An 18,487-nucleotide genomic window follows, 5' to 3' on the forward strand; every position below is an offset into this window, starting at 1 on the left:
CCTAAAACAAGACATCTTTGCTGAACTCCTAAATCAATCACTTCGAATAAATTCAAATTTCTTTTATTGGGTCCTTTCTTGGGGCTTTGTGGAGTTGTTTTCCATAAAGGCGTTTCTTGTTGGGTTAAATCGACGCGGGGGCTCTGGGATTTTTTGACAATGGGTCTGGGGCGTGGTTCGATTTGTTTATGGGTTTACAGTTGCTTCGGAAAATTTTATTTGTTTCGGCCTTGGTGGTGGCGCCTTCGGCGTTTGCGGCTTTGACCTTGGGGACTATTAGTGGGGTTTCTAGTCAGGATTTGACGGATCTTACTAAGCCGATCATTTACGGTGGATTTACCGGGGGTTGTACTACCGATGGTAGTAATAACACTACTACTTGCGACAGTTGCGCCGTTGCGCCTACGACCGATATGACGGTTTGTAACCAGACGAATGCTTATGACAATTTGATTGTGACATTCACGCTGACCACGACAACTGCGGGATTTGCTTACACGGACGCGAGAGTCGTGGTGGGCAGTGGCACTCCAAAAACGGGGTTCACCAATCCTCCGCAGTATGATGCGGCTTCCGGAACCCTGACGCTTTTTATGACTTGGTCGGAAATCTGTGGTCTGTTTTCCGGAGGGACTGGGGCTACGACTTGTACGAATAATATTTCTGGAGAGATGGTGATCTCTCTTAAAAATAGCACTAGTGAAGAATCCATCACGGTCCTTGTTCGTACACGAGTTGAGGCGGCAGGCCCTAAAGATTATGAAGATTGCAATGACACTTCTGTTGCTTTAAGTGCCAACTGGGGTGTTTGCCATTTTGAAGCTTTCCGTGGTGACGGAAAAATTTATGCAAAGAACTTGGTTTATACTCCAACATATCCAACGAATGCCATTGTTGCTGGCGTTCCTTATGACGGCGTGGTTTTCTTTTATGAAGAAGACGACACGGGTTCTGGAAATCAAACAGCGCTTTTAGCGAAAGTGTCCAGCCGATCTAAGTCGCACTCTATCTTGGCCAACACCAGCAGCTCGAAGCTTTCTGATAACCGCGTAACCGGGTTAAAAAATGACGTCGAATATTGCATGCTGATGGGAAATCGCGATAAGTCGGGAATTATTTCGGGATTTACTCCACGACCTAGCACGGGACAGACAACCATTGATCAACTTTGTCAGATGCCTTCTTTAGTTGTGGGTTTGTTAGATGATAAAAAATGTTTTATCGCGACGGCGGCTTTTGGTTCGCCCATGGCTCCCGAAGTGGAAAGCTTCCGTGAATTCCGCAACCATTTTCTTTTGACCAATCCTATCGGTAAAGCTTTTGTTCGCGCCTACTATAAACACAGTCCTTACTTTGCCAACCTGATTGCGGAAAGTGAGATCGCGAAAGCTGTCGTGCGCGCCGCTCTGTGGCCGCTCTTGGTATTTGCACGTGTTTCTTTAGTATTTGGATTTTGGATGACTTTATTTTTCACGGCGGTTTCGGGTTTGGGTATTTACGAAGTCTACCGACGCTTCTTTGTAAATCGTCGTTTCCGAGGTGAGCTGTGAAAATTATTTTTCTTCTGCTTATAGCTCAGCTCGGTTTTGCGTCTTGGGTTTATGCTCAAGAAGGGGCACCGCAAGAAGCACCTTATGTCCAAGATGAAAACGAATTTGACGTTTTTTCTAACGAAGGGGCCATGAGCGAAGAGGCCGATGCCGCAGGAATTGAAAATGAAATTTCAAAGCCCGGGGAAGCTAAAGACGTCATCAACCTTAATGAAGCTTCCGATAAAAAAATCGAAGATGAATTGATTTTAGAAGAAGACAACAAAGTCGCGATTCCCCAAGAGGCCGCGCCTTATCAAGAGCCCGTTGTTGAAGAAGTTAAGCCGGCGCAAAAAATTCGTCGTTCTGGAAAAACGACGAGATCGGCGAAAGGTGGAGTGGAATACATCCACCACCCCCAAGCCGAAAAAGGTTTGGTTTTAATCACTAAAGAAGGCGCTTACATTTATAAAACCGAAGAATCGAATAGCTATAAACACTCGGGCGCTTTCCGTTTTGGAACTATGGATGCTCCTCAGATCACGGCGGCCGATGGCACCACCACGTTTGCACAAATGTATTCTGGAAGTCAGCTGCCGGTGATCAGTTTTGATTTTGATTGGCAGCCGTTTCAAGGTTTTGGCAAGTTGGGAATGCAAACGGGCTTTAGCTTGATGTTTGCTTCCGGCAATGGTCGCTTTGCCAATGATGGTCAGCAAGCCGAAGAAAAATACACCTTCATCGCGGTGCCTTTGAATTTGGGTTTGACCTATCGTTTGGAGATCTGGGATCGCCAATGGTTGGCGCCTTATATTTCAGGTGGGGGAACTTATATCGGTGTCATGGAAATGCGTGACGACGGAAAATCTCCAAATATCGTGGGGACCCCAGGGGCTTATGGCGGTGGCGGTTTGATGTTTAACGTGTCGGCGGTCAGTCGCGAAACTCGATACACGCTGCGCACGGAATATGGAATTCAGAATCTGTGGGTGTCGGCGGATTTTAAATATCTAAAAACGTTCAGTGAAGATCTGGATTTTTCGTCAGCAATTGTGGGTGGCGGATTGGTCTTGGATTACTAAATATTCCTTTTAAATTTTAAAATAAAAAAAGCCCGAGTTTCCTCGGGCTTTTAATTTTTCGAATCTGAAAATTCAAAACTATTTTTTATCGCAAGCTGCAGAATAGATCACGCGACCAAATTGGTAAGCGTCATAGACTTTACAAACTTTGCCTTCGTCAGCGCAGTTGAAACGCTCGTAAGGTTTGCCTTCTTGAGTTTGCGCCATAACTTTAGTTCCTTCGCACCAGCTCAAGAAATCAATTTGCATGTCATCGCGGAAAGCGGTTGTAAAACCATCAGAAGCCAAAGCAGGGGCAGCAGTCATAACTAGCGCGATTGCAGCGATCAAAGATTTCATATTTTATCTCCTTAGTTGTCTTTTCATCTTAAACGGATGGGAGTGTTTACGACGCCGCGCATTCAAGGTCAAGAAACCGTGAAAAACGAACATGGTAAAGCCTTTGACAGGCCCCGAGGCTGTTTTAAACTCTTTACATAGAAAAGGGGAAAATATGGGGTTCTTAGGAGCGTTCGTCCTATTAGGCAGCTTAGGATTTTCAACACGGGCTGCTCTTCCGCCCCAGTTTTCTGAATGTCTTTACGGTGACAGCAGTAACGCTTCGGTGAGCGACCTCCAGGCCATTGCGCAATCTACACCCGTGACTTATTGCCAAACTAAGACGGGAATGGGGGATAAATATTCCGTCATTGATCTTTTAAAAACTAAGAATGTGCAGCTGGGAATTTCGTTAGCCAAGACCAACTATCAGCGAGAAGACCTCATAGAGCTTGCGGGAGTTGGAAGCTACCTCCTTTATGTCGATAGCGGCCGTTTGGATAAGGTTTATTTAGCAGATCTTTTATCTAAAGGGGTTCAGCTGGTGGTCAGCAGTGGTGATTCTTCACTAAGTAAATATGACCTTCTTCATCTGGCGAAGACGAAATCTTTTATTTATCACGTCAACTCTATCGCCACGAAAGAAGAACTTTTAGATTTGGCCAAGGCCGGGGTGCAGTTGGTGCTGCGCTCGGGGAAAACCTTTTTACCCAAAGAATATATTGTGGAGATTTCCAAGCAGCATCCCGGCTTAGTTATGTTAGTGCCATAGCCTGTAATTTCTGTTACATACGCCCCCATGAAGACAACAAAGGTGCGTTTCACGGTTGCCTATGACGGAACGGGTTACTGCGGATGGCAAAAGCAGAAGCAAGAAGGCCAGATTTCAGTAGCCTCTTTAATAGAGAAGGCTTTAGAACGCGTATTTAATGAAAAGATCACATTGTTCGCCTCGGGAAGAACTGATGCGGGAGTTCATGCCTTTAATCAGGTTTGCCACTTTTCTACGCACCGCAAGCTAGATCCGGCTAAAAAATGGGATATTTGTTGGGCCCTGAACTCTCATCTGCCGTCCTCCATTGTGGTGAAGAAAGCTTGGATTGCTCCCGAAGAATTCCATGCGACGATTTCCGCGACTCATAAAACATACCGTTACTTTATATTGAATCGTCCTCGCCCCAGTGCGCACTTGGCGCGGCACATGGATTGGGTGCGTAAGCCCCTGGATATCGATATTCTGCAGGTAAGTACTCAATATCTTGTGGGAAATTACGATTTTAAAAGTTTTCAATCCGTGGGAACTCCGATCACCGATACGGTGCGAGAGGTCTTTCAGGCGGATTGGAAGTGGCGCAAACCCGATGTATTGCAGTTCACGATCACCGGTGACGGGTTTTTAAAACAAATGGTGCGTAATATCGTCGGAACAGCCCTGATGATTGAACGCCGCCAAGAAAACCCAGTCCGGATGAAGGAGATTTTGGACAGCATGGATCGCCGTCAGGCCGGGCCTCCGGCGCCCGCGGCGGGTCTTTATTTGCTGCGAGTTTATTATCCTCAGGACCTTGACAAGCAGTGTATAGAACTTTAAAACATCCCTTCCCGCAAAACAGTGTAAGAGCCCGTTGTTAAACTCAAACATATTTTGCCGAATGTCCGGACGGTAAAACCGCGACGTTCACTAAGAAACTGGAGACCTTAAATGAAAACTTTCAATGCAAAAGCAGAAGAAGTTGAAAGAAAATGGTGGATCGTTGATGCCGCTGACCAAAAAGTCGGTCGTGTTGCGACTCACGTAGCGAATATCCTTCGCGGAAAAAACAAAGCCATCTACACTCCGAACGTAGACACAGGCGATTTCGTCGTTGTGATCAACACGGACAAGATGGAACTTTCTGGGACTAAATGGGATGACAAAAAGTACTATCGTCACTCTCGTTTCTTCGGTTCTATGAAAGAAATGACAGCAGCTCAAGCTAAAGAGAAAGATTCTACTTTCATCATGCACGAAGCTGTTCGCGGAATGCTTCCTACAAACAAGCTTTCTCGTCATGTAATCATGAAAATGAAAACCTACACTGGTGCTGAGCATCCTCATTCTGCTCAAAAGCCAGCTCTTTTCACACTTCCAAACAAGAAGTAATCGGAGTTAGAAGATGGCAGCAGCAGAAAGATTCTATTATGCAACTGGAAGAAGAAAAACAAGCTCAGCGCGTGTTTTCCTTAAACCTGGTAAAGGCACAATCACAATCAACGGCAAAAAAGCTGAAGATTACCTAACTCGTATGCAATCACGCATGGTTATCGTTCAAGCTTTGGACCTTTTAGGCCAAGTTGGCAAGTTCGATGCTAAAGTGACTGTTGCAGGTGGTGGTGAGTCTGGACAAGCTGGAGCAATCCGTTTGGGCATCACTCGTGCATTGATCGCTTTCAATCCTGAATTCAAAGGCACTTTGAAAAAAGCAGGATTTGTTACTCGTGATCCTCGTATGGTTGAGCGTAAAAAATACGGTAAAGCCGGCGCTCGTCGTAGATTCCAATACTCTAAACGTTAGAATCGGCTCTGCCGAGAATGCGCGCAAAGATCCAAGATCTTTGCCGCTGGACTGGCGAAGACGACAATGTTTTCAGAGAAAAAAGGGAGCTGTTTCAGCTCCCTTTTTTTATTCTTTCGGTGTTCCATTCGCCATAAATTAAACCAAATCTGATGCAAAAAATTGTTTAGAAGTCTGGGTAACATGTAATCGTACATTCATTGCAACTCCTGGCCGCAGGTTGCAGTATGTGAGTACTTATGATGTTGAGATTTTTTTGTGCAGGATTGATGAGTGTTTTGGTGTTGAACACGCCGGTCGTCGCTTTTGCCAGCAAGATTGAAAAAATTCAGAAAGCGTTAAAAGAAGAATGCCAGGTGGGTGTGAGTTCAAAAAAAGCGCTGACTTTAATCCGCCCTCTTTATCTGACGTGTGTCCCGGGAACAAAAGTTTCATTACAGTCAGATGAAGACCGCTGTGATGTGAAATGTTTAAAAGGAAATTCAAACGTCATCGTCGAAAGATAACAGCGTTCCTATTTTGAGTATCTCTCATTAAAATCAAACCGTGGCCTGCCTCACTTTTTGCGGGACACGCAATCTTGTTAGAAATCCTTAAGACCTTCTTTCCCCCTTCCGATAAGTAAGACATGAAGTCTTTGTACGTTTTGATCACGACTCTTCTTATCGCCATTGAGGCTATAGCTTCACCGAGTACCATTAATTACCAGGGTCGGATCTTGCGCACTGACGGTACGCCTCTAGAGGGCTCAAATATTTCATTTAGATTCTCGGTTCTAAATTCGCAAGGAAACTGCGTATTGTTTCGTGAGCAGAAAGACGGCGTAGACTTACAAAGTTCCAAGGGTCTGTTTGATGTGCCCCTGGGCACGGGAATAAAACAATTTCCGAGCGATGCCACCTCTTTAATTGATGTCTTTAACAATGCCTCAACTCTGAATTGCGAAAATGGCGGGACTTATCAGCCGTCTCTCGATTCAACAAGATTACTTCGCGTTCAGTTTCATGACGGCCACGGCTGGAAAGTGGTCTCGCCCGATAGTACTATCCGATCTATTCCTTTTGCCACCTTTGCCCGAAATGCAGCGACAGCGACGAAGTTAGGATCAAATACCGCGGCTGACTTTATATTGAAATCCGACGTGCCCGTTACGGATCCCGGAGAGTTCCTACGTCATAATGGCACGACCTGGGAAAAGATGAAAATCCGTTACTCTGATTTAGTGAATGGAGCGGGCAACTCTCCTTGGCCTACAAGTTCATGTCTTTCGGGACAATTCTTAACGTGGGTTTCCGCCAATGATGGTTTTAGTTGTACAAGTTTGGATTTAGGCTCGGGAGCCAATCAAATACCACAACTTGATAGCAGTGGAAAAATAGGGGAGGCCTTAATGCCGACATCCTATTCCGATGCGAAATGGACCGCCTCTGGCAGCCATATCTATCGGGCCTCAGGGAATGTCGGCATTGGGACCACCACTCCGAGCTACGGTTTGGATATGACCGGAAGCGTGCGGGCTAAGAATGTTTCACCGGGATTTTTACTGCCCATGCAGGCAGCCACTGGACAGTGGATACGTTTAGCTCGGGTGCGCACGACGGTTATATACGCCAACTCGTTCATTCTTTTTTCGCTTGTTGGGGGAAATACCGCCGACGCAAATTCCCCTTCTGCGCTGGTCAGTTGGCGCGTCAAGCAAGGCGGAGTTATGGGAGTCAATCCTACGGTCAATTTGAACCTTTTAAGTAGCTCCGATTCGCTTTTGGCTCCCGGAGATCTGTCGAGTGTTATAACCACGGTCAGCTCTTCAGAAAGTATCGTGGAGTTATGGCTGCGAGTGAATCGCGCCTGGGATGGTGTTTTATATCAACCACTCACCCAAAGTATTAATTACGGGGCGGCGGTTGAATACGCGAATGCTTGGACTCCGGCATTTAGTGCTGCGCTCCCGACAGGCACCGCAGCCACGGCCACCCAAGCAAGCTTTACGACGACGGCATCGGGGGGCATTTCATATACCGGCAATGTCGGTATTGGCACCTCTTCCCCGGGATATAAACTTCACGTGGTGGGAACGGCGGGCCTCAGTTCGGGAACTTCTTGGACCAATGCCTCGGATTTAAGACTGAAAGATATCGAGGGAGACTACACGAGGGGATTGGCCGAAATCTTGAAGCTGCATACGGTGAAGTATCGATATAAAAAAGAGAATCCTTTAAAGCTGCCCTCTGATTTTAGCAAAACCGGTTTTATCGCCCAGGAAGTAGAAAAAGTCCTGCCGGAAGCAGTACACAGACGAGAAGATGGTTATTTAGAGCTCAACGTAGATCCCATTCATTGGGCGGCGGTGAATGCCATTCAAGAACTGGCCACCGAGGTCCAAGTTTTAAGGGAACAAGACAAAGCGAAAGATCGTGAGTTGCAGGACTTGCGACAGCAAGTTCAGGAAATAAAAGAGCGTTTAGACAATCCAAGATAGCCTTTTCCATTGTGTGTCTTTGATCGACCTTGGGAAGACACAGTTTTCTGAAACCTTTTCAGTAAGCCCCCCTTTGCACATCAATTTCAGTAGCTCAAATTTCCGAAAAAGTTTAGGATCGGCCGTCTTTTAATCTTTGGTAATTTCTTATGAAAAATTCCTTCGTCGAGGCGTTAAATCAGATATTTGCAGACCGTGTGACAGGAAATCCCCGTTATTCGTTGCGGGCATTTGCTCGTGATTGCGGTCTTGATGCGTCGTCATTGCGTAAAATCTTAGCGGGCGAACGCACAACCACCGGGGCGCTCATCGCGGTCATCGCTGAAGGCTTGAAAATAGATGAGGCCATCGCCCAGAATTGGATTCGAGAAAATGAAATGTTCCGAATCTATCAAAAAAACGAAGCCTTTCTGGCGGCCTCGGGTTACACGCCCATACAAATGGAAGAGTTCCGTTTTATTTCTGAAAGCAGTCATTTTGCGATTTTAGAATGCATTAAGCTTAAAGACTTCGATCATTCTTTAAATTACTTAGAACGAAAATTGGGATTGCCCCACCAAACCGTTCAAATAATGGTGGAACGTCTGCAAAAATTTGAATTCCTTAAAATCGATGAAAATGGAAAATTTCATCTTTTAAAAGGGAACACGTCCTTATTTTCGTTGCCTCCCAGAGCAGAAGAACCGCTTAAAAAAATGCAGATTGAAATTTTAAATAAGGCGGTGACAGCGGTTGAAGAAATTCCGTTTGCGGAGCGAAGTCAAAGCGCACTCATTTTTTCATTTTCCCGATCCGAGCTGCCCCGGTTGGTGGACCAGCTCAACAAGTTTCGTCGCGACATAAATGCGCAAAGCAATGAAACCACTCTAGAGGCCGACAGTGTTTATTGTTTGAGTCTTTCTCTATTTCCAATGACCGGGCAAGGTCCCTCGTGAAAATAATAAATTGGTGTGTTCTTATAAGTCTGATGGGTTCTGTCGCCTCTGCTGAAAGTGGAGTTTCGGCTTATGATCTTGAAAGCATGTCTGATGGGGCCGAAAGTTTTCATTTTTCCTTTATCGCCAAGGAAGCTTTGGTCTATTTGAAGCGGCTGCCGAGCGGTGCCTTTCCTTCCGAAGATTTTTTATCTCGTTTTGAGCAGTATTTGAACGAGCTCAGTGTTTTTCAGGTTCCAGACCTTGAAGGTGACAACGAGTTTCATTATACGGCGATTAACTTTCCAGATAAATGGGATAAAATTATTGTCGTCGCCGAAGACGACTGGCGCGAAATGGGCGCTTTGGATCGTTGGGGCGTTGTCCTTCATGAGATCTTGCCCGGCCTGGGATATAATGACGAGAATTATTATTTAAGCGGAAAAATTTTAAGGCAGATATGGGCGTTGCGGGGCGAGGGGTCTTTGGCCGAAAAAATCGTGCAAACGAATATGACCTGCGATGATCAAGAATTGGATGATCTCGCTACACTCCTTGGCGGCAACACGGCTTCCCTGGAGGATCAGGAGCAATTTTTAGAGGCCGCTCTTAAGACAAAATGTCGAAAAGCGATTCCTTTATTTAAGAAATTTTCTTCAGACCCAAGTTCTATAAAAATTAAAGACATCTCTTTTTTAGCAAGAGTGATGGAAGACCTTTACTGGAGGCTCCGTGGCGATCCTAAAGGTATGTACAGATATGACGACAGCTTGATTTTTACGCGCGAATTTTTAAGCGCGGGTTACCCTCTGGATGGCTTGTATAAGTTTAGCAGATCGGATTTGGAGGGGCGACCTACAAGCCTCAAGCAGTGGTTGGACACTATGCCTGATGAAGGACAGAAACGTGATTTGGGAGAATTAGGGGTTTTAAAATGAAAATAGTTTTATTTCTTTCGGCTCTATTTTTGGGGGGACAATGTGTTTTTGCTTATCCCCGATTCCAAGGACATGAATCTTTTGGCGGCGGGGGCGTCAGTTTTGAATTTTCTTTCCTTTTTAGGAGTCAGTTAGCCTTGTTGCCCCAAGATGACCGGGTTTCTTGGCTGGATCACGAATCGGAATTTTATCAGGTGCGATCTTTATCACAAGAACTCGTCAAATTTTGTGAATCTCGTGAGACGGGTCGAATGATTTTTGTGGTGGCGAAAGAGACCTGGCTGCCATTGACGAAGGAAGAGAAAATCGAAGTGGTTGATGAGGTGCAGGAGATGATTTTAGCAAAGCCTCGCGGCACTCATCCGGATTGTCAAAATTAATAAAAAAAAGGACTCTGAAAGAGTCCTTTTTTAGTTTCATTTTTTGAAAGAGAAAAATTACTTCGTGCAAGTCAATGGATAGATGTTTCCTTGAGCCGCTAAGAAACCGCCGAAAGAACCGTCTGTATCTTTGCTAAGACCCAAGAAGCCTGTGTTTACGATAACACCGTCAACTTGTGCGGACTTGTCAGTCAGCGCTAGTAAGTTCAGGTAACCGGCGTCGATTTGGTCTTGAACAGTGCCCTTATCCATTTGTGAGAAGAACAATACTTGTTTTGCTTTTTCAACAAGGACAACAGTGACGAAATCCACGGATTGGTCATCACCAAGTGCGATGTTTAAAGAAACTGAAGTGCTGTTCGGAACTTTACAAGATAAAACTTGTGTGTCCGCAAATGCTGATGTTCCGGCGAAAATAAGTGCTGCTACGATGAATGCTTTCATTGTTAAACCCTCCTATAGGTGCGTGAGGGAGGCTATGTCATGCGGGCAAGTGTAGCAACCTCGGGTGCGCTGGGTCTAAGTCGGGCTCATCACTGTGTATTACCGTTAAGTAAGAAAGCGGCTTAACGCCATTGCTATATTGACCCCACAAATGACATGTTTATCCTTAAATGAGCACAATGAAAAAGACCCTGACTCTGGTACATATCTTCTTTCTTAATCAGGTGGTAACGGCGGTTACCGTCGCGTTGATTATCATTATTTATGGAACCCATCTGTATTTTTCGGAACAGGGGGCCATTCGGGAGCGAATGGAGCCGGCCCTCACGCGGGAGACGGAGCGGTTAAGCAGTGATATCTTGGTCTTAGAGGGAAATATCCATCGACTTAAGAATATAGTCGAGATGATGGATGTGATTCCGCCCGGCTTGCGTCTGGAAAAGTTTCGTCATGTGGCTTCAACAACAATTGCGCCTTTTTCCTCCCAATTTAATGCCTATTTTGCGCTTTCACCGCAGTGGGCAAAGAAACTTTTTAAGCGGCCGTCATATGTGTATGTGGTTTTGCGCGATCATTCGCTTAAAGGAACCTCACGCTTCCATGACCCTAAATTTTTAATCGCGGAAGAATTTTTGACTCCGGGTTACACGCAAGATCCCGAGGCCGAATGGTGGTCGATCAACGAAAAAAGTGCGGGGCTTAATTTTTCAGAATTCTATTACGACAAGGGCTATATGGAGCAGGTGATGTTTAGCACCACCATGGGCCTTTATGAAAAAGGCAAACTGCAGGCCGTGGTGGGGATTGACACCCTCGCCAGTGATATTGCTTTACGCATGGGAACCTTCCAATTTGGCAAGACGGGGGGAGCGATCATTGTGGATCAGTACGGTCGTCCGGTGTTGCCACTGATTGCGAAGGATATGCCGATCATTGGACATACTTATCGTAAAGCGGCTTCACGCGAAGACTTTGTAAAGATGCCCAAGATCTCTGAAAAGATCTTTAATATTCAGGGGCAAAAACTGCAAGACTTCCCAGGTATGGACGGGAAGACCTACGTCACTTATTCAAAATCTATTCGCGGTCGTCCTTGGAGTATCGTTTTATTCCAAGAAAAGGATGAAGCTTATTCTGGATTTTATTTCCGCTTATTTTTCTTTTCACTGGTGACCTTGGCAGGATATGCACTTTTAACGTTAATGGTGTGGCTGACGGGTCGCTATGTGGTGTCTCAAGATAAAAATGTTTTAGCCGAATTACGAGAGTCTCGCGATAAAGCCGAAGCCGCCACGCGTGCAAAATCTCAGTTTTTATCGACGATGAGTCACGAGATCCGCACGCCGTTAAACGCGATCTTGGGGTCCTCAGAACTTTTAAGTGAAACCAGTTTGGATAAGGATCAACGTGAACTTTTACGGAATCTGCACAGTTCCGGCGACACTTTACTGAGCATGCTGAACAATATTTTGGATGTTTCAAAATTTGAATCCGGTCGCATGCAGTTAGAAAAGCGCGAGTTCTTATTAAGTGATCTGATCCACGAAGTCGAGGCAGTGATCGCCCCGGGTTGCCTGCAAAAACAATTGCAGTTTAATTTTGAAGGTCCTGAATTAGATCGTTGGGTGGTCGGTGATTCATTGCGTTTAAAACAAGTTCTTTTAAATCTTTTAGGAAACTCTTTAAAGTTCACAGATCACGGTAGTGTTCAGTTGCTCTTAAAGCCGTCATCGGCGAAAGAGCCTAACCGAGAGACCTTTTATTTTGAAGTGCGCGATACCGGCGTGGGTATTGCCCGCGAAAATCTTAAAAAAGTTTTTGATGAATTTGGGCAAGAGGACTCTTCCGTCACGCGTCGCTTTGGTGGGACCGGCTTGGGATTAAATCTATCGCAGAAAATTGTTCGCGCCATGGGAGGCGAGCTTGTGTGTGAGTCTGAACAAAATCTGGGTTCAAGATTTTATTTCTCTATAGAGTTGCAAAGCCGTATCGCGGAAACCTGGAACTCGCGACCTTTGGATAACGGTGGTAAACCCGTTGATAAAGTTAAGACGAAGCCTCTGGATTCCGCCATGTCGCCAAGACGTATTCTGATCGTGGATGATATGGAGGAAAATCACACGCTTTTACGTGCTTATCTAAAAAAGATCGAAGCCTTGCAGATCGATTCGGCGCTGAATGGTTTTGAATGCCTAGCTAAGTGGGAAAAAGATCACTACGACGTGATATTCATGGATGTGCAGATGCCCAAGATCTCCGGCCTTGATACCATTCGTCGCATTCGCGAAATGGAACGTGATCAACAGCGTAAGCGCACCCCCGTGATCGTGATTTCTGCAAATAGCTTTACTGAAGATATTGAAAAAAGCCTGCAAGCAGGCGCAGATGAGCATTGTGGTAAGCCTATTCGTAAACAGGCGGTTTTAGAGCTGGTGGAAAAATACAGCGGCAATATTTTGTAGCTCGGTCCTTTCTCAGAATGAGAGGCTAAAAAATCTGCTGTGAAATTATCATACACAGTCAAGTTTCTAACAGCTCTTCCCGATATTACTTAGGTCTAAGCGCGGAACAGTTCTTGCCTCTATTCACTATGAGGCGTGAAAAAGGGGGGAATAAGTGAAAAGAGGTTTGGCACTGATAAGCGCTGCCTGTCTCATCCTGGGATTCCAGAACTGTTCGCAAAGTAATTTGCAAAGCGGTGTGGGTCTTGGTCAGGATGTTTCAATCACTGCACCTAAGAATCTAAGTACGGGCGAAGATACTTCTGGCGTGACCGCGAAGGTCACCTTCGTGGAAGTTCCGAATATGTCTGACAGCAGCTCGGCGGCCCAAAAAGCCTCCGGCGAAATCACCCAATATCGACTGGTGGTTTCGTTGCAGTCAGGAACTATTAATCTGATGGATAATCGAAACGAAGTATTGGAAAAACGCTGTTTAAGTTCTTCGTCGTTGCAAGAAATAAAAACGATCCTAAGTGGTTCTAGTATCTGTGCCGCGGCGGTTTCAGCCGGTGATGTGTGTGCGCAAGTGTACAGTCCTGGGTATGCATCGCTTTATGCTGATGACGAACGTATTAACTTAGGCGAACGCCGTGATTCTTGTGGCCATGGTCATAAAGATCTTTGCGGTAGTGTCGCGGACGTATTTCAAAACTACATTTCGCACCTTCGTAATCACTGGGCGGAAATGTCCTGTGAATAAGGGCTTGCCGCTATTCCGAGCGGCAAGTGTAAGCATACATACTGGCCCGACGCTGATTTTTGCTCGGGTTGAGCTTGTAAGCCAATCTTTCAATCCAATTTGATGGCAATTCTTGAGCGATCGCAAAGCTCTTAAGCTGATCGCCATACTGATTTTTCTGATCCTCATTAATAATAACCCAAGTTTGACAGTCTATTGGCGGCCATTGCAAAGGCGTTGCGCCATTTGGGATGTCAGCAACCACGTAAGATTTTTGTGCGACAAAAACTTCCGGGAACCATTCAGGTTGCCCTTCCGTGCGATAAACCTTGGTGATCTCAGGATGCTTATTAAGGTTCAGTGCTAGTTCTAAGATCGCATTTTGCGGCCGCGTGAAACTTGCGGGAATTAGTAAGACCGAATTCAGGGCGATCAGTGAAATCCAACGTGCCTTGCGTTGACGACGTTCTTTCCACAGCTGCCAAAAAAACGGGGCGGTTGCGACCATCAAGATCGGGAAAATACTGACTAAGAAGCGTTCCCACTTTTGCGGAAACATATTGTGAAGCAAAACGAACAGGGCCAAGAAGATCCAAGCTGTGCGGTATTTTTTAAGCTCGGATTTAACATAACCCGCTGGGTATTTCGCAAATAGAAAAGGCATAAGGCCGGTTACGAAAATCAGAACCAAATAAAAATGCCAAGGCTGGGATCCATAATTGGCCCCGTATTTGACGTTGTAAATGGTCACGGCTTTAAGGCTGAAATGATATTCTCCGCGGATAAAGTAATCGGGAATTCCGGCCAGCAAAAAGAAAACCAATCCCAATGAGCCGGCATAGATAAAGTCGCGATAGTTCTTTTTTAAAAGAGGAATAATCAAAGTCGCTAAAGCGCAAAATCCCAGCTGCTGTCTTAAGCAGAAAGCAACGCTGACAAAAAACACCGAAGCTAAAAGGTTTTTAAGTCGGCCTTCGTGGTCATATAAGTAACAATTCACCATACTTAAGAACAGCCATGGGGCTGCAAGACTTTCAAACATGGGTCGAGTCATTGAAAAAGGCATGACGAAATAAAAGGAAGCTAACGCCAGTAAAAATAAGAAATAGTGTTCGCTTTCGGGATTGTTGCGGCGTTGTTCAAAGTGTTGGATTTGTTTTAATCCGATGAATAACATGCCTGCAGCCAATAAAGACAAAATCGTGAGCATAAAGCGGTATTGCAAGTAAGGACTTTCAATTCCCAAGCTCAATGCCGTTTGGGCTAGGGCGTGAAAGGGTAAAAGCTGCAAGGGGGATTTGACGTCATCTATTCCCACCAAGTTCATGATGGAAGAGGTTTGCGCCGGGATGTATCTGGTGATGCCGACAAAATAGTCATCTAGCGCCATAAAACCATCATTTAGAACGATGGTCAGAAGATACATACCCAAAAAACAAATCAGGACGACGGCCTTAAGATTTTGCTTCACTTAAACCCCAAGCAGGCTTCTTACTTTAACGAACGCATCCGCAAGCTTATCACGTTGTGGAGCTGCTCCTTGGGCAAAGTCTGGACGTCCACCACCTTTACCGCCCATGATACCGGCCATTTCTTTTAAAAGATCGCCAGCTTTGGTTTCGCCCGTGATGTCTTTAGAAACGCTCACGATAATCGGGTGGCTGCCTTCACCTTGACCGACAACAACCACAACACCATTTTGGATTTTATTTTTTAAGTGATCCGTGATTTCGGCTAGGACTTGGCGATCATCCAACGGGACATCGGCCAAAACCAATTTCGCCGCGGCTCCGGACTTGGTTTTAAAGGTCAACGCTTTGGCCGCAAGTTCGTCGACATTGACTTGGCCTCCTTGAAGCTTCTTCATTTCCTTTTCAAGCATTTTGATTTGCTCTTTAAGACCTTCAACACGATTTGCCAGGGTTGAAGTTTCCCCCGTGGCTTCAAGATGTTTTAGATAATGAGGACTTTTTTGTAAGCCCGCTGCGGAAAGAGCTTCGTCAAAGTGCTGGATCGCCGTCATCGCAAATTTCACCGCGTGATCGCCGGTGGTTGCTTCAAGGCGACGAACGCCAGAGCTCACGCCAGATTCAGAGAGGATTTTGAAAAGACGAATTTGCGAAGTGTTCTTAACGTGAGTACCGCCGCAAAGTTCAGTTGAAAAATCACCCATCGTCAACACACGAACGACATCGCCGTATTTTTCACCAAAAAGCGCCATCGCTCCTTTGGCAATAGCGTCTTTAGGATTCATTAATTCGATTTTAACGTCTAAAGATCTGGCGATCTGTTCGTTCACCATATCTTCGATTTGACGAATCTCTTCAGAAGAAACAGGTTTGTTGTGAGTAAAGTCAAAACGAGTCTTTTGTGCATCCACCAAAGATCCTGCTTGCGTCACGTGAGTTCCCAATACGCGGCGTAAAGCAGAATGCAGTAAGTGAGTGGCTGAATGGTTAGCCATCGTATTGCGACGATCGATAGGGTCAACAATCGTGTCTACTGCGTTACCGATTTTAAAGTCGCCGTGTTCAACTTCGACATGATGTAAAACCACGTCGTCTGTTTTCGTGGTATTCACGACGCGCGCCCGTGACGGTCCATTCATGATGTAACCAACGTCACCGACCTGACCGCCACCTTCGCCATAAAACGAAGTAGCGTCTAGGATCATAACGCCGGTTTGACCGTTTTTAAGTTCTTTCACGACTTCGCGACCATTTGAAAGGGCCGTGATGTTTCCGCCGCCCGCGAAGTCATCATAACCCGTGAACTTCGTGGTTTTGCCCGTCGCTGCATAGTCTTTAGAGAATTTAATCAAGTGCTGTTCGTCAGCATCTAAAGCTTTTCCTTTCCAGGATGCCTTAGAGCGGGCGCGGTTGTTTTCCATCTCTTTTTCGAAGGCTTCTTCATTTACTTCGATGCCGTTTTCATTTGCGATCACGCGAGTCAGATCGGCTGGGAAGCCGTAAGTGTCATACATTTTGAAAACGACTTCGCCGGAAAGTTCTTTTACACCTTTTGCTTTGGCTTTTTTAAGCTCTTCCATCAGCAAACCGGTGCCGTTATCTAAAGTCGCGCTGAAGCGGTCTTCTTCATCACGGATGGTATTTAAAATATGATCGCGACGTTCTTTAAGCTCGGGGTACACAGACCCCATGCTTTCAATCAAAGCTTCGGCCATGCCAGGTAAGAAAGATTTATCCGTGGAAAGTTTACGGCCATAACGAATCGCCCGTCTCATGATACGGCGAAGAACGTAGCCGCGACCTTCATTTGATGGCAAAGCGCCGTCGGCAATAAGAAACGCGGATGAACGACAGTGATCCGCTAAGACACGCAACGCCGAAGTTCGCTCGGCAATTTCTTTGTTGGTTTTTAAAGTGTTTAGATCCGTAACGTATTCAATGCCCCCAATTTTGCAGGCGACATCGAGCATGGGTTTAAACAAATCCGTGTCGTAGTTATTAAACTTGCCTTGCATTGCTGCTACCACGCGCTCTAATCCCGCTCCTGTATCCACGGATGGTTTTGGCAGCGGAGTCAAAGTTCCCGGAGGATTTTCAAAGTACTGCATGAAAACCAAGTTCCAGATCTCGACGAAACGATCTTCCCCCGCGGCAATCCCTTTGTAAGGATCGGCGATCGTACCGGCGCTGGGACCGTGGTCATAGAAAATCTCAGTGCAAGGACCACAAGGTCCTGTGTCACCCATTTTCCAGAAGTTGTCTTTGTCAAAGCGGAAGATGCGATCTTTGGGAATGCCTTCTTGCTGATGCCAGATGTCGGCGGCTTCATCGTCAGAAAGATGAACCGTGACATAAAGCTTTTCTTTAGGGATCGCGAGGTCTTTAGTTAAAAACTCCCAAGCAAAACGAATGGCGTCTTTCTTAAAGTAGTCCCCAAAAGAAAAATTACCCAACATTTCAAAGAAGGTATGATGGCGAGCCGTGAAGCCCACGTTTTCTAAATCGTTGTGCTTACCGCCGGCGCGGACGCATTTTTGTGAACTGACGGCGCGAGTGTAATCACGTTTTTCTAAACCTAAAAAAGTATTTTTGAATTGATTCATCCCGGCGTTGGCGAAAAGCAGGGTGGGATCATTTTCCGGGATTAACGACGAAGAAGGAACATGGCGATGTCCCTGTTTTTCGAAGTATTCGATAAACTTTTGTCTGATCTCAGAGCTTTTCATATAGAACCTTTCTTACGGTCTCAGAATCAAAACCTCGCGAAGCTAAAAAACGACCCGCACGGGCCTTTTCTTCACGAGAGAATTCATAATTTTCAGAGTATTTATTTTTCACAACATGCAAAGCTTTTTCAAGCTCTAGCTCACGATCCGTCGCGACCGGGGGGAGACCCTTTTCACGAAGATAATTGTTAATGTAGTGAATGCCTTTATGACGGCGATGAAGCGTGTCCGCCATGCGCTCGGCCAACTCATCGGGGTTTCCGATAAACCCGCTGTCTTTGGCAAAATCGATGGCTTCATCTAAGGCTTCCCCCAGCTCTTCGCGGTTTTCCTCATGCGAAAAGGCTTTGCGTAATTTTTGACGCAATTCCGTTTCGGAATGATCGCGCTTAGCAATAAGGTCCATGACCTTTCTTGCGGCAGCCTGCTTGATTTTTAGGGAGTCTTTTTCATCGGACATGACAGAGATTATT

General features: G+C 45.7%; 18 protein-coding genes. 13 read left to right on the top strand and 5 right to left on the bottom strand.

Going from position 1 to position 18,487, the window contains the following annotated elements; all coding sequences use genetic code 11:
• Positions 1-200 precede the first annotated feature (200 nt).
• Complete coding sequence (locus AZI86_RS08915) at positions 201-1,550, top strand: CFI-box-CTERM domain-containing protein (protein ID WP_157684666.1); 1,350 nt, start codon at positions 201-203, stop codon at positions 1,548-1,550.
• Positions 1,547-2,611 (top strand): hypothetical protein, encoded by a 1,065-nt coding sequence (locus tag AZI86_RS08920; RefSeq protein ID WP_061834698.1) that lies wholly within the window; start codon positions 1,547-1,549, stop codon positions 2,609-2,611. The genes AZI86_RS08915 and AZI86_RS08920 overlap by 4 nt, the downstream gene beginning before the upstream one ends.
• 78 nt (positions 2,612-2,689) lie before the next feature.
• Here the strand turns inward: AZI86_RS08920 and AZI86_RS08925 are convergent, their stop codons facing one another.
• Entirely contained in the window at positions 2,690-2,950 is a 261-nt protein-coding gene (locus AZI86_RS08925) for a hypothetical protein (protein ID WP_061834699.1), read from the bottom strand.
• A gap of 154 nt (positions 2,951-3,104) precedes the next feature.
• On the opposite strand from AZI86_RS08925, the gene AZI86_RS08930 reads away from it, so the two are divergent.
• From AZI86_RS08930 to AZI86_RS08975, 9 genes are all read left to right on the top strand, one after another.
• Positions 3,105-3,701 carry a hypothetical protein gene (locus AZI86_RS08930; protein ID WP_061834700.1) on the top strand — a complete coding sequence of 199 codons (597 nt, stop codon included), beginning with the start codon at positions 3,105-3,107 and terminating at the stop codon, positions 3,699-3,701.
• Positions 3,702-3,728: 27 nt separating this feature from the next.
• Positions 3,729-4,520: a tRNA pseudouridine(38-40) synthase TruA gene (gene truA, locus AZI86_RS08935; RefSeq protein WP_061834701.1), complete on the top strand. Its 792-nt coding sequence runs from the start codon at positions 3,729-3,731 to the stop codon at positions 4,518-4,520.
• 111 nt (positions 4,521-4,631) lie between these two features.
• Positions 4,632-5,072 carry a 50S ribosomal protein L13 gene (gene rplM, locus AZI86_RS08940; RefSeq protein WP_061834702.1) on the top strand — a complete coding sequence of 147 codons (441 nt, stop codon included), beginning with the start codon at positions 4,632-4,634 and terminating at the stop codon, positions 5,070-5,072.
• Positions 5,073-5,085: 13 nt separating this feature from the next.
• On the top strand, positions 5,086-5,484 hold the full coding sequence (gene rpsI, locus AZI86_RS08945; protein ID WP_061834703.1) for a 30S ribosomal protein S9: 399 nt from the start codon (positions 5,086-5,088) through the stop codon (positions 5,482-5,484).
• Positions 5,485-5,723: 239 nt separating this feature from the next.
• Positions 5,724-5,990 carry a hypothetical protein gene (locus AZI86_RS08955; protein ID WP_253715840.1) on the top strand — a complete coding sequence of 89 codons (267 nt, stop codon included), beginning with the start codon at positions 5,724-5,726 and terminating at the stop codon, positions 5,988-5,990.
• Positions 5,991-6,112: 122 nt separating this feature from the next.
• The gene (locus tag AZI86_RS08960) at positions 6,113-7,963 is read left to right on the top strand and encodes a tail fiber domain-containing protein (protein WP_081111824.1); all 1,851 of its coding nucleotides are present in this window, start codon (positions 6,113-6,115) and stop codon (positions 7,961-7,963) included.
• A 149-nt stretch (positions 7,964-8,112) separates the two neighbouring features.
• Positions 8,113-8,898 carry a DUF4423 domain-containing protein gene (locus AZI86_RS08965; protein ID WP_061834707.1) on the top strand — a complete coding sequence of 262 codons (786 nt, stop codon included), beginning with the start codon at positions 8,113-8,115 and terminating at the stop codon, positions 8,896-8,898.
• Positions 8,895-9,815, top strand: coding sequence for a hypothetical protein (locus AZI86_RS08970; RefSeq protein ID WP_157684667.1), 921 nt, complete (start codon positions 8,895-8,897; stop codon positions 9,813-9,815). The genes AZI86_RS08965 and AZI86_RS08970 overlap by 4 nt, the downstream gene beginning before the upstream one ends.
• The gene (locus AZI86_RS08975) at positions 9,812-10,195 is read left to right on the top strand and encodes a hypothetical protein (protein WP_061834709.1); all 384 of its coding nucleotides are present in this window, start codon (positions 9,812-9,814) and stop codon (positions 10,193-10,195) included. The genes AZI86_RS08970 and AZI86_RS08975 overlap by 4 nt, the downstream gene beginning before the upstream one ends.
• Before the next feature lie 57 nt (positions 10,196-10,252).
• Here the strand turns inward: AZI86_RS08975 and AZI86_RS08980 are convergent, their stop codons facing one another.
• Positions 10,253-10,639: a hypothetical protein gene (locus tag AZI86_RS08980; RefSeq protein WP_061834710.1), complete on the bottom strand. Its 387-nt coding sequence runs from the start codon at positions 10,637-10,639 to the stop codon at positions 10,253-10,255.
• A 170-nt stretch (positions 10,640-10,809) separates the two neighbouring features.
• On the opposite strand from AZI86_RS08980, the gene AZI86_RS08985 reads away from it, so the two are divergent.
• Both AZI86_RS08985 and AZI86_RS08990 read left to right on the top strand, forming a co-directional pair.
• Positions 10,810-13,101 (top strand): hybrid sensor histidine kinase/response regulator, encoded by a 2,292-nt coding sequence (locus tag AZI86_RS08985; protein WP_253715841.1) that lies wholly within the window; start codon positions 10,810-10,812, stop codon positions 13,099-13,101.
• Between the two features lie 154 nt (positions 13,102-13,255).
• Positions 13,256-13,840 (top strand): hypothetical protein, encoded by a 585-nt coding sequence (locus AZI86_RS08990; protein WP_061834712.1) that lies wholly within the window; start codon positions 13,256-13,258, stop codon positions 13,838-13,840.
• Positions 13,841-13,850: 10 nt separating this feature from the next.
• Here the strand turns inward: AZI86_RS08990 and AZI86_RS08995 are convergent, their stop codons facing one another.
• From AZI86_RS08995 to AZI86_RS09005, 3 genes are read right to left on the bottom strand one after another with little or no spacing between them, the layout of a single operon-like run.
• On the bottom strand, positions 13,851-15,290 hold the full coding sequence (locus AZI86_RS08995; RefSeq protein WP_061834713.1) for a hypothetical protein: 1,440 nt from the start codon (positions 15,288-15,290) through the stop codon (positions 13,851-13,853).
• Positions 15,291-18,014, bottom strand: a complete 2,724-nt coding sequence (gene alaS, locus AZI86_RS09000) for an alanine--tRNA ligase (protein ID WP_061834714.1) — start codon at positions 18,012-18,014, stop codon at positions 15,291-15,293.
• Positions 18,001-18,474 carry a regulatory protein RecX gene (locus AZI86_RS09005; RefSeq protein ID WP_061834715.1) on the bottom strand — a complete coding sequence of 158 codons (474 nt, stop codon included), beginning with the start codon at positions 18,472-18,474 and terminating at the stop codon, positions 18,001-18,003. Before AZI86_RS09005 ends, alaS begins: the two co-directional genes overlap by 14 nt.
• Between the last annotated feature and the right edge of the window lie 13 nt (positions 18,475-18,487).

The sequence above is a fragment of the Bdellovibrio bacteriovorus genome (genome assembly GCF_001592735.1).
In the GTDB taxonomy this organism is placed as follows: domain Bacteria; phylum Bdellovibrionota; class Bdellovibrionia; order Bdellovibrionales; family Bdellovibrionaceae; genus Bdellovibrio; species Bdellovibrio bacteriovorus_D.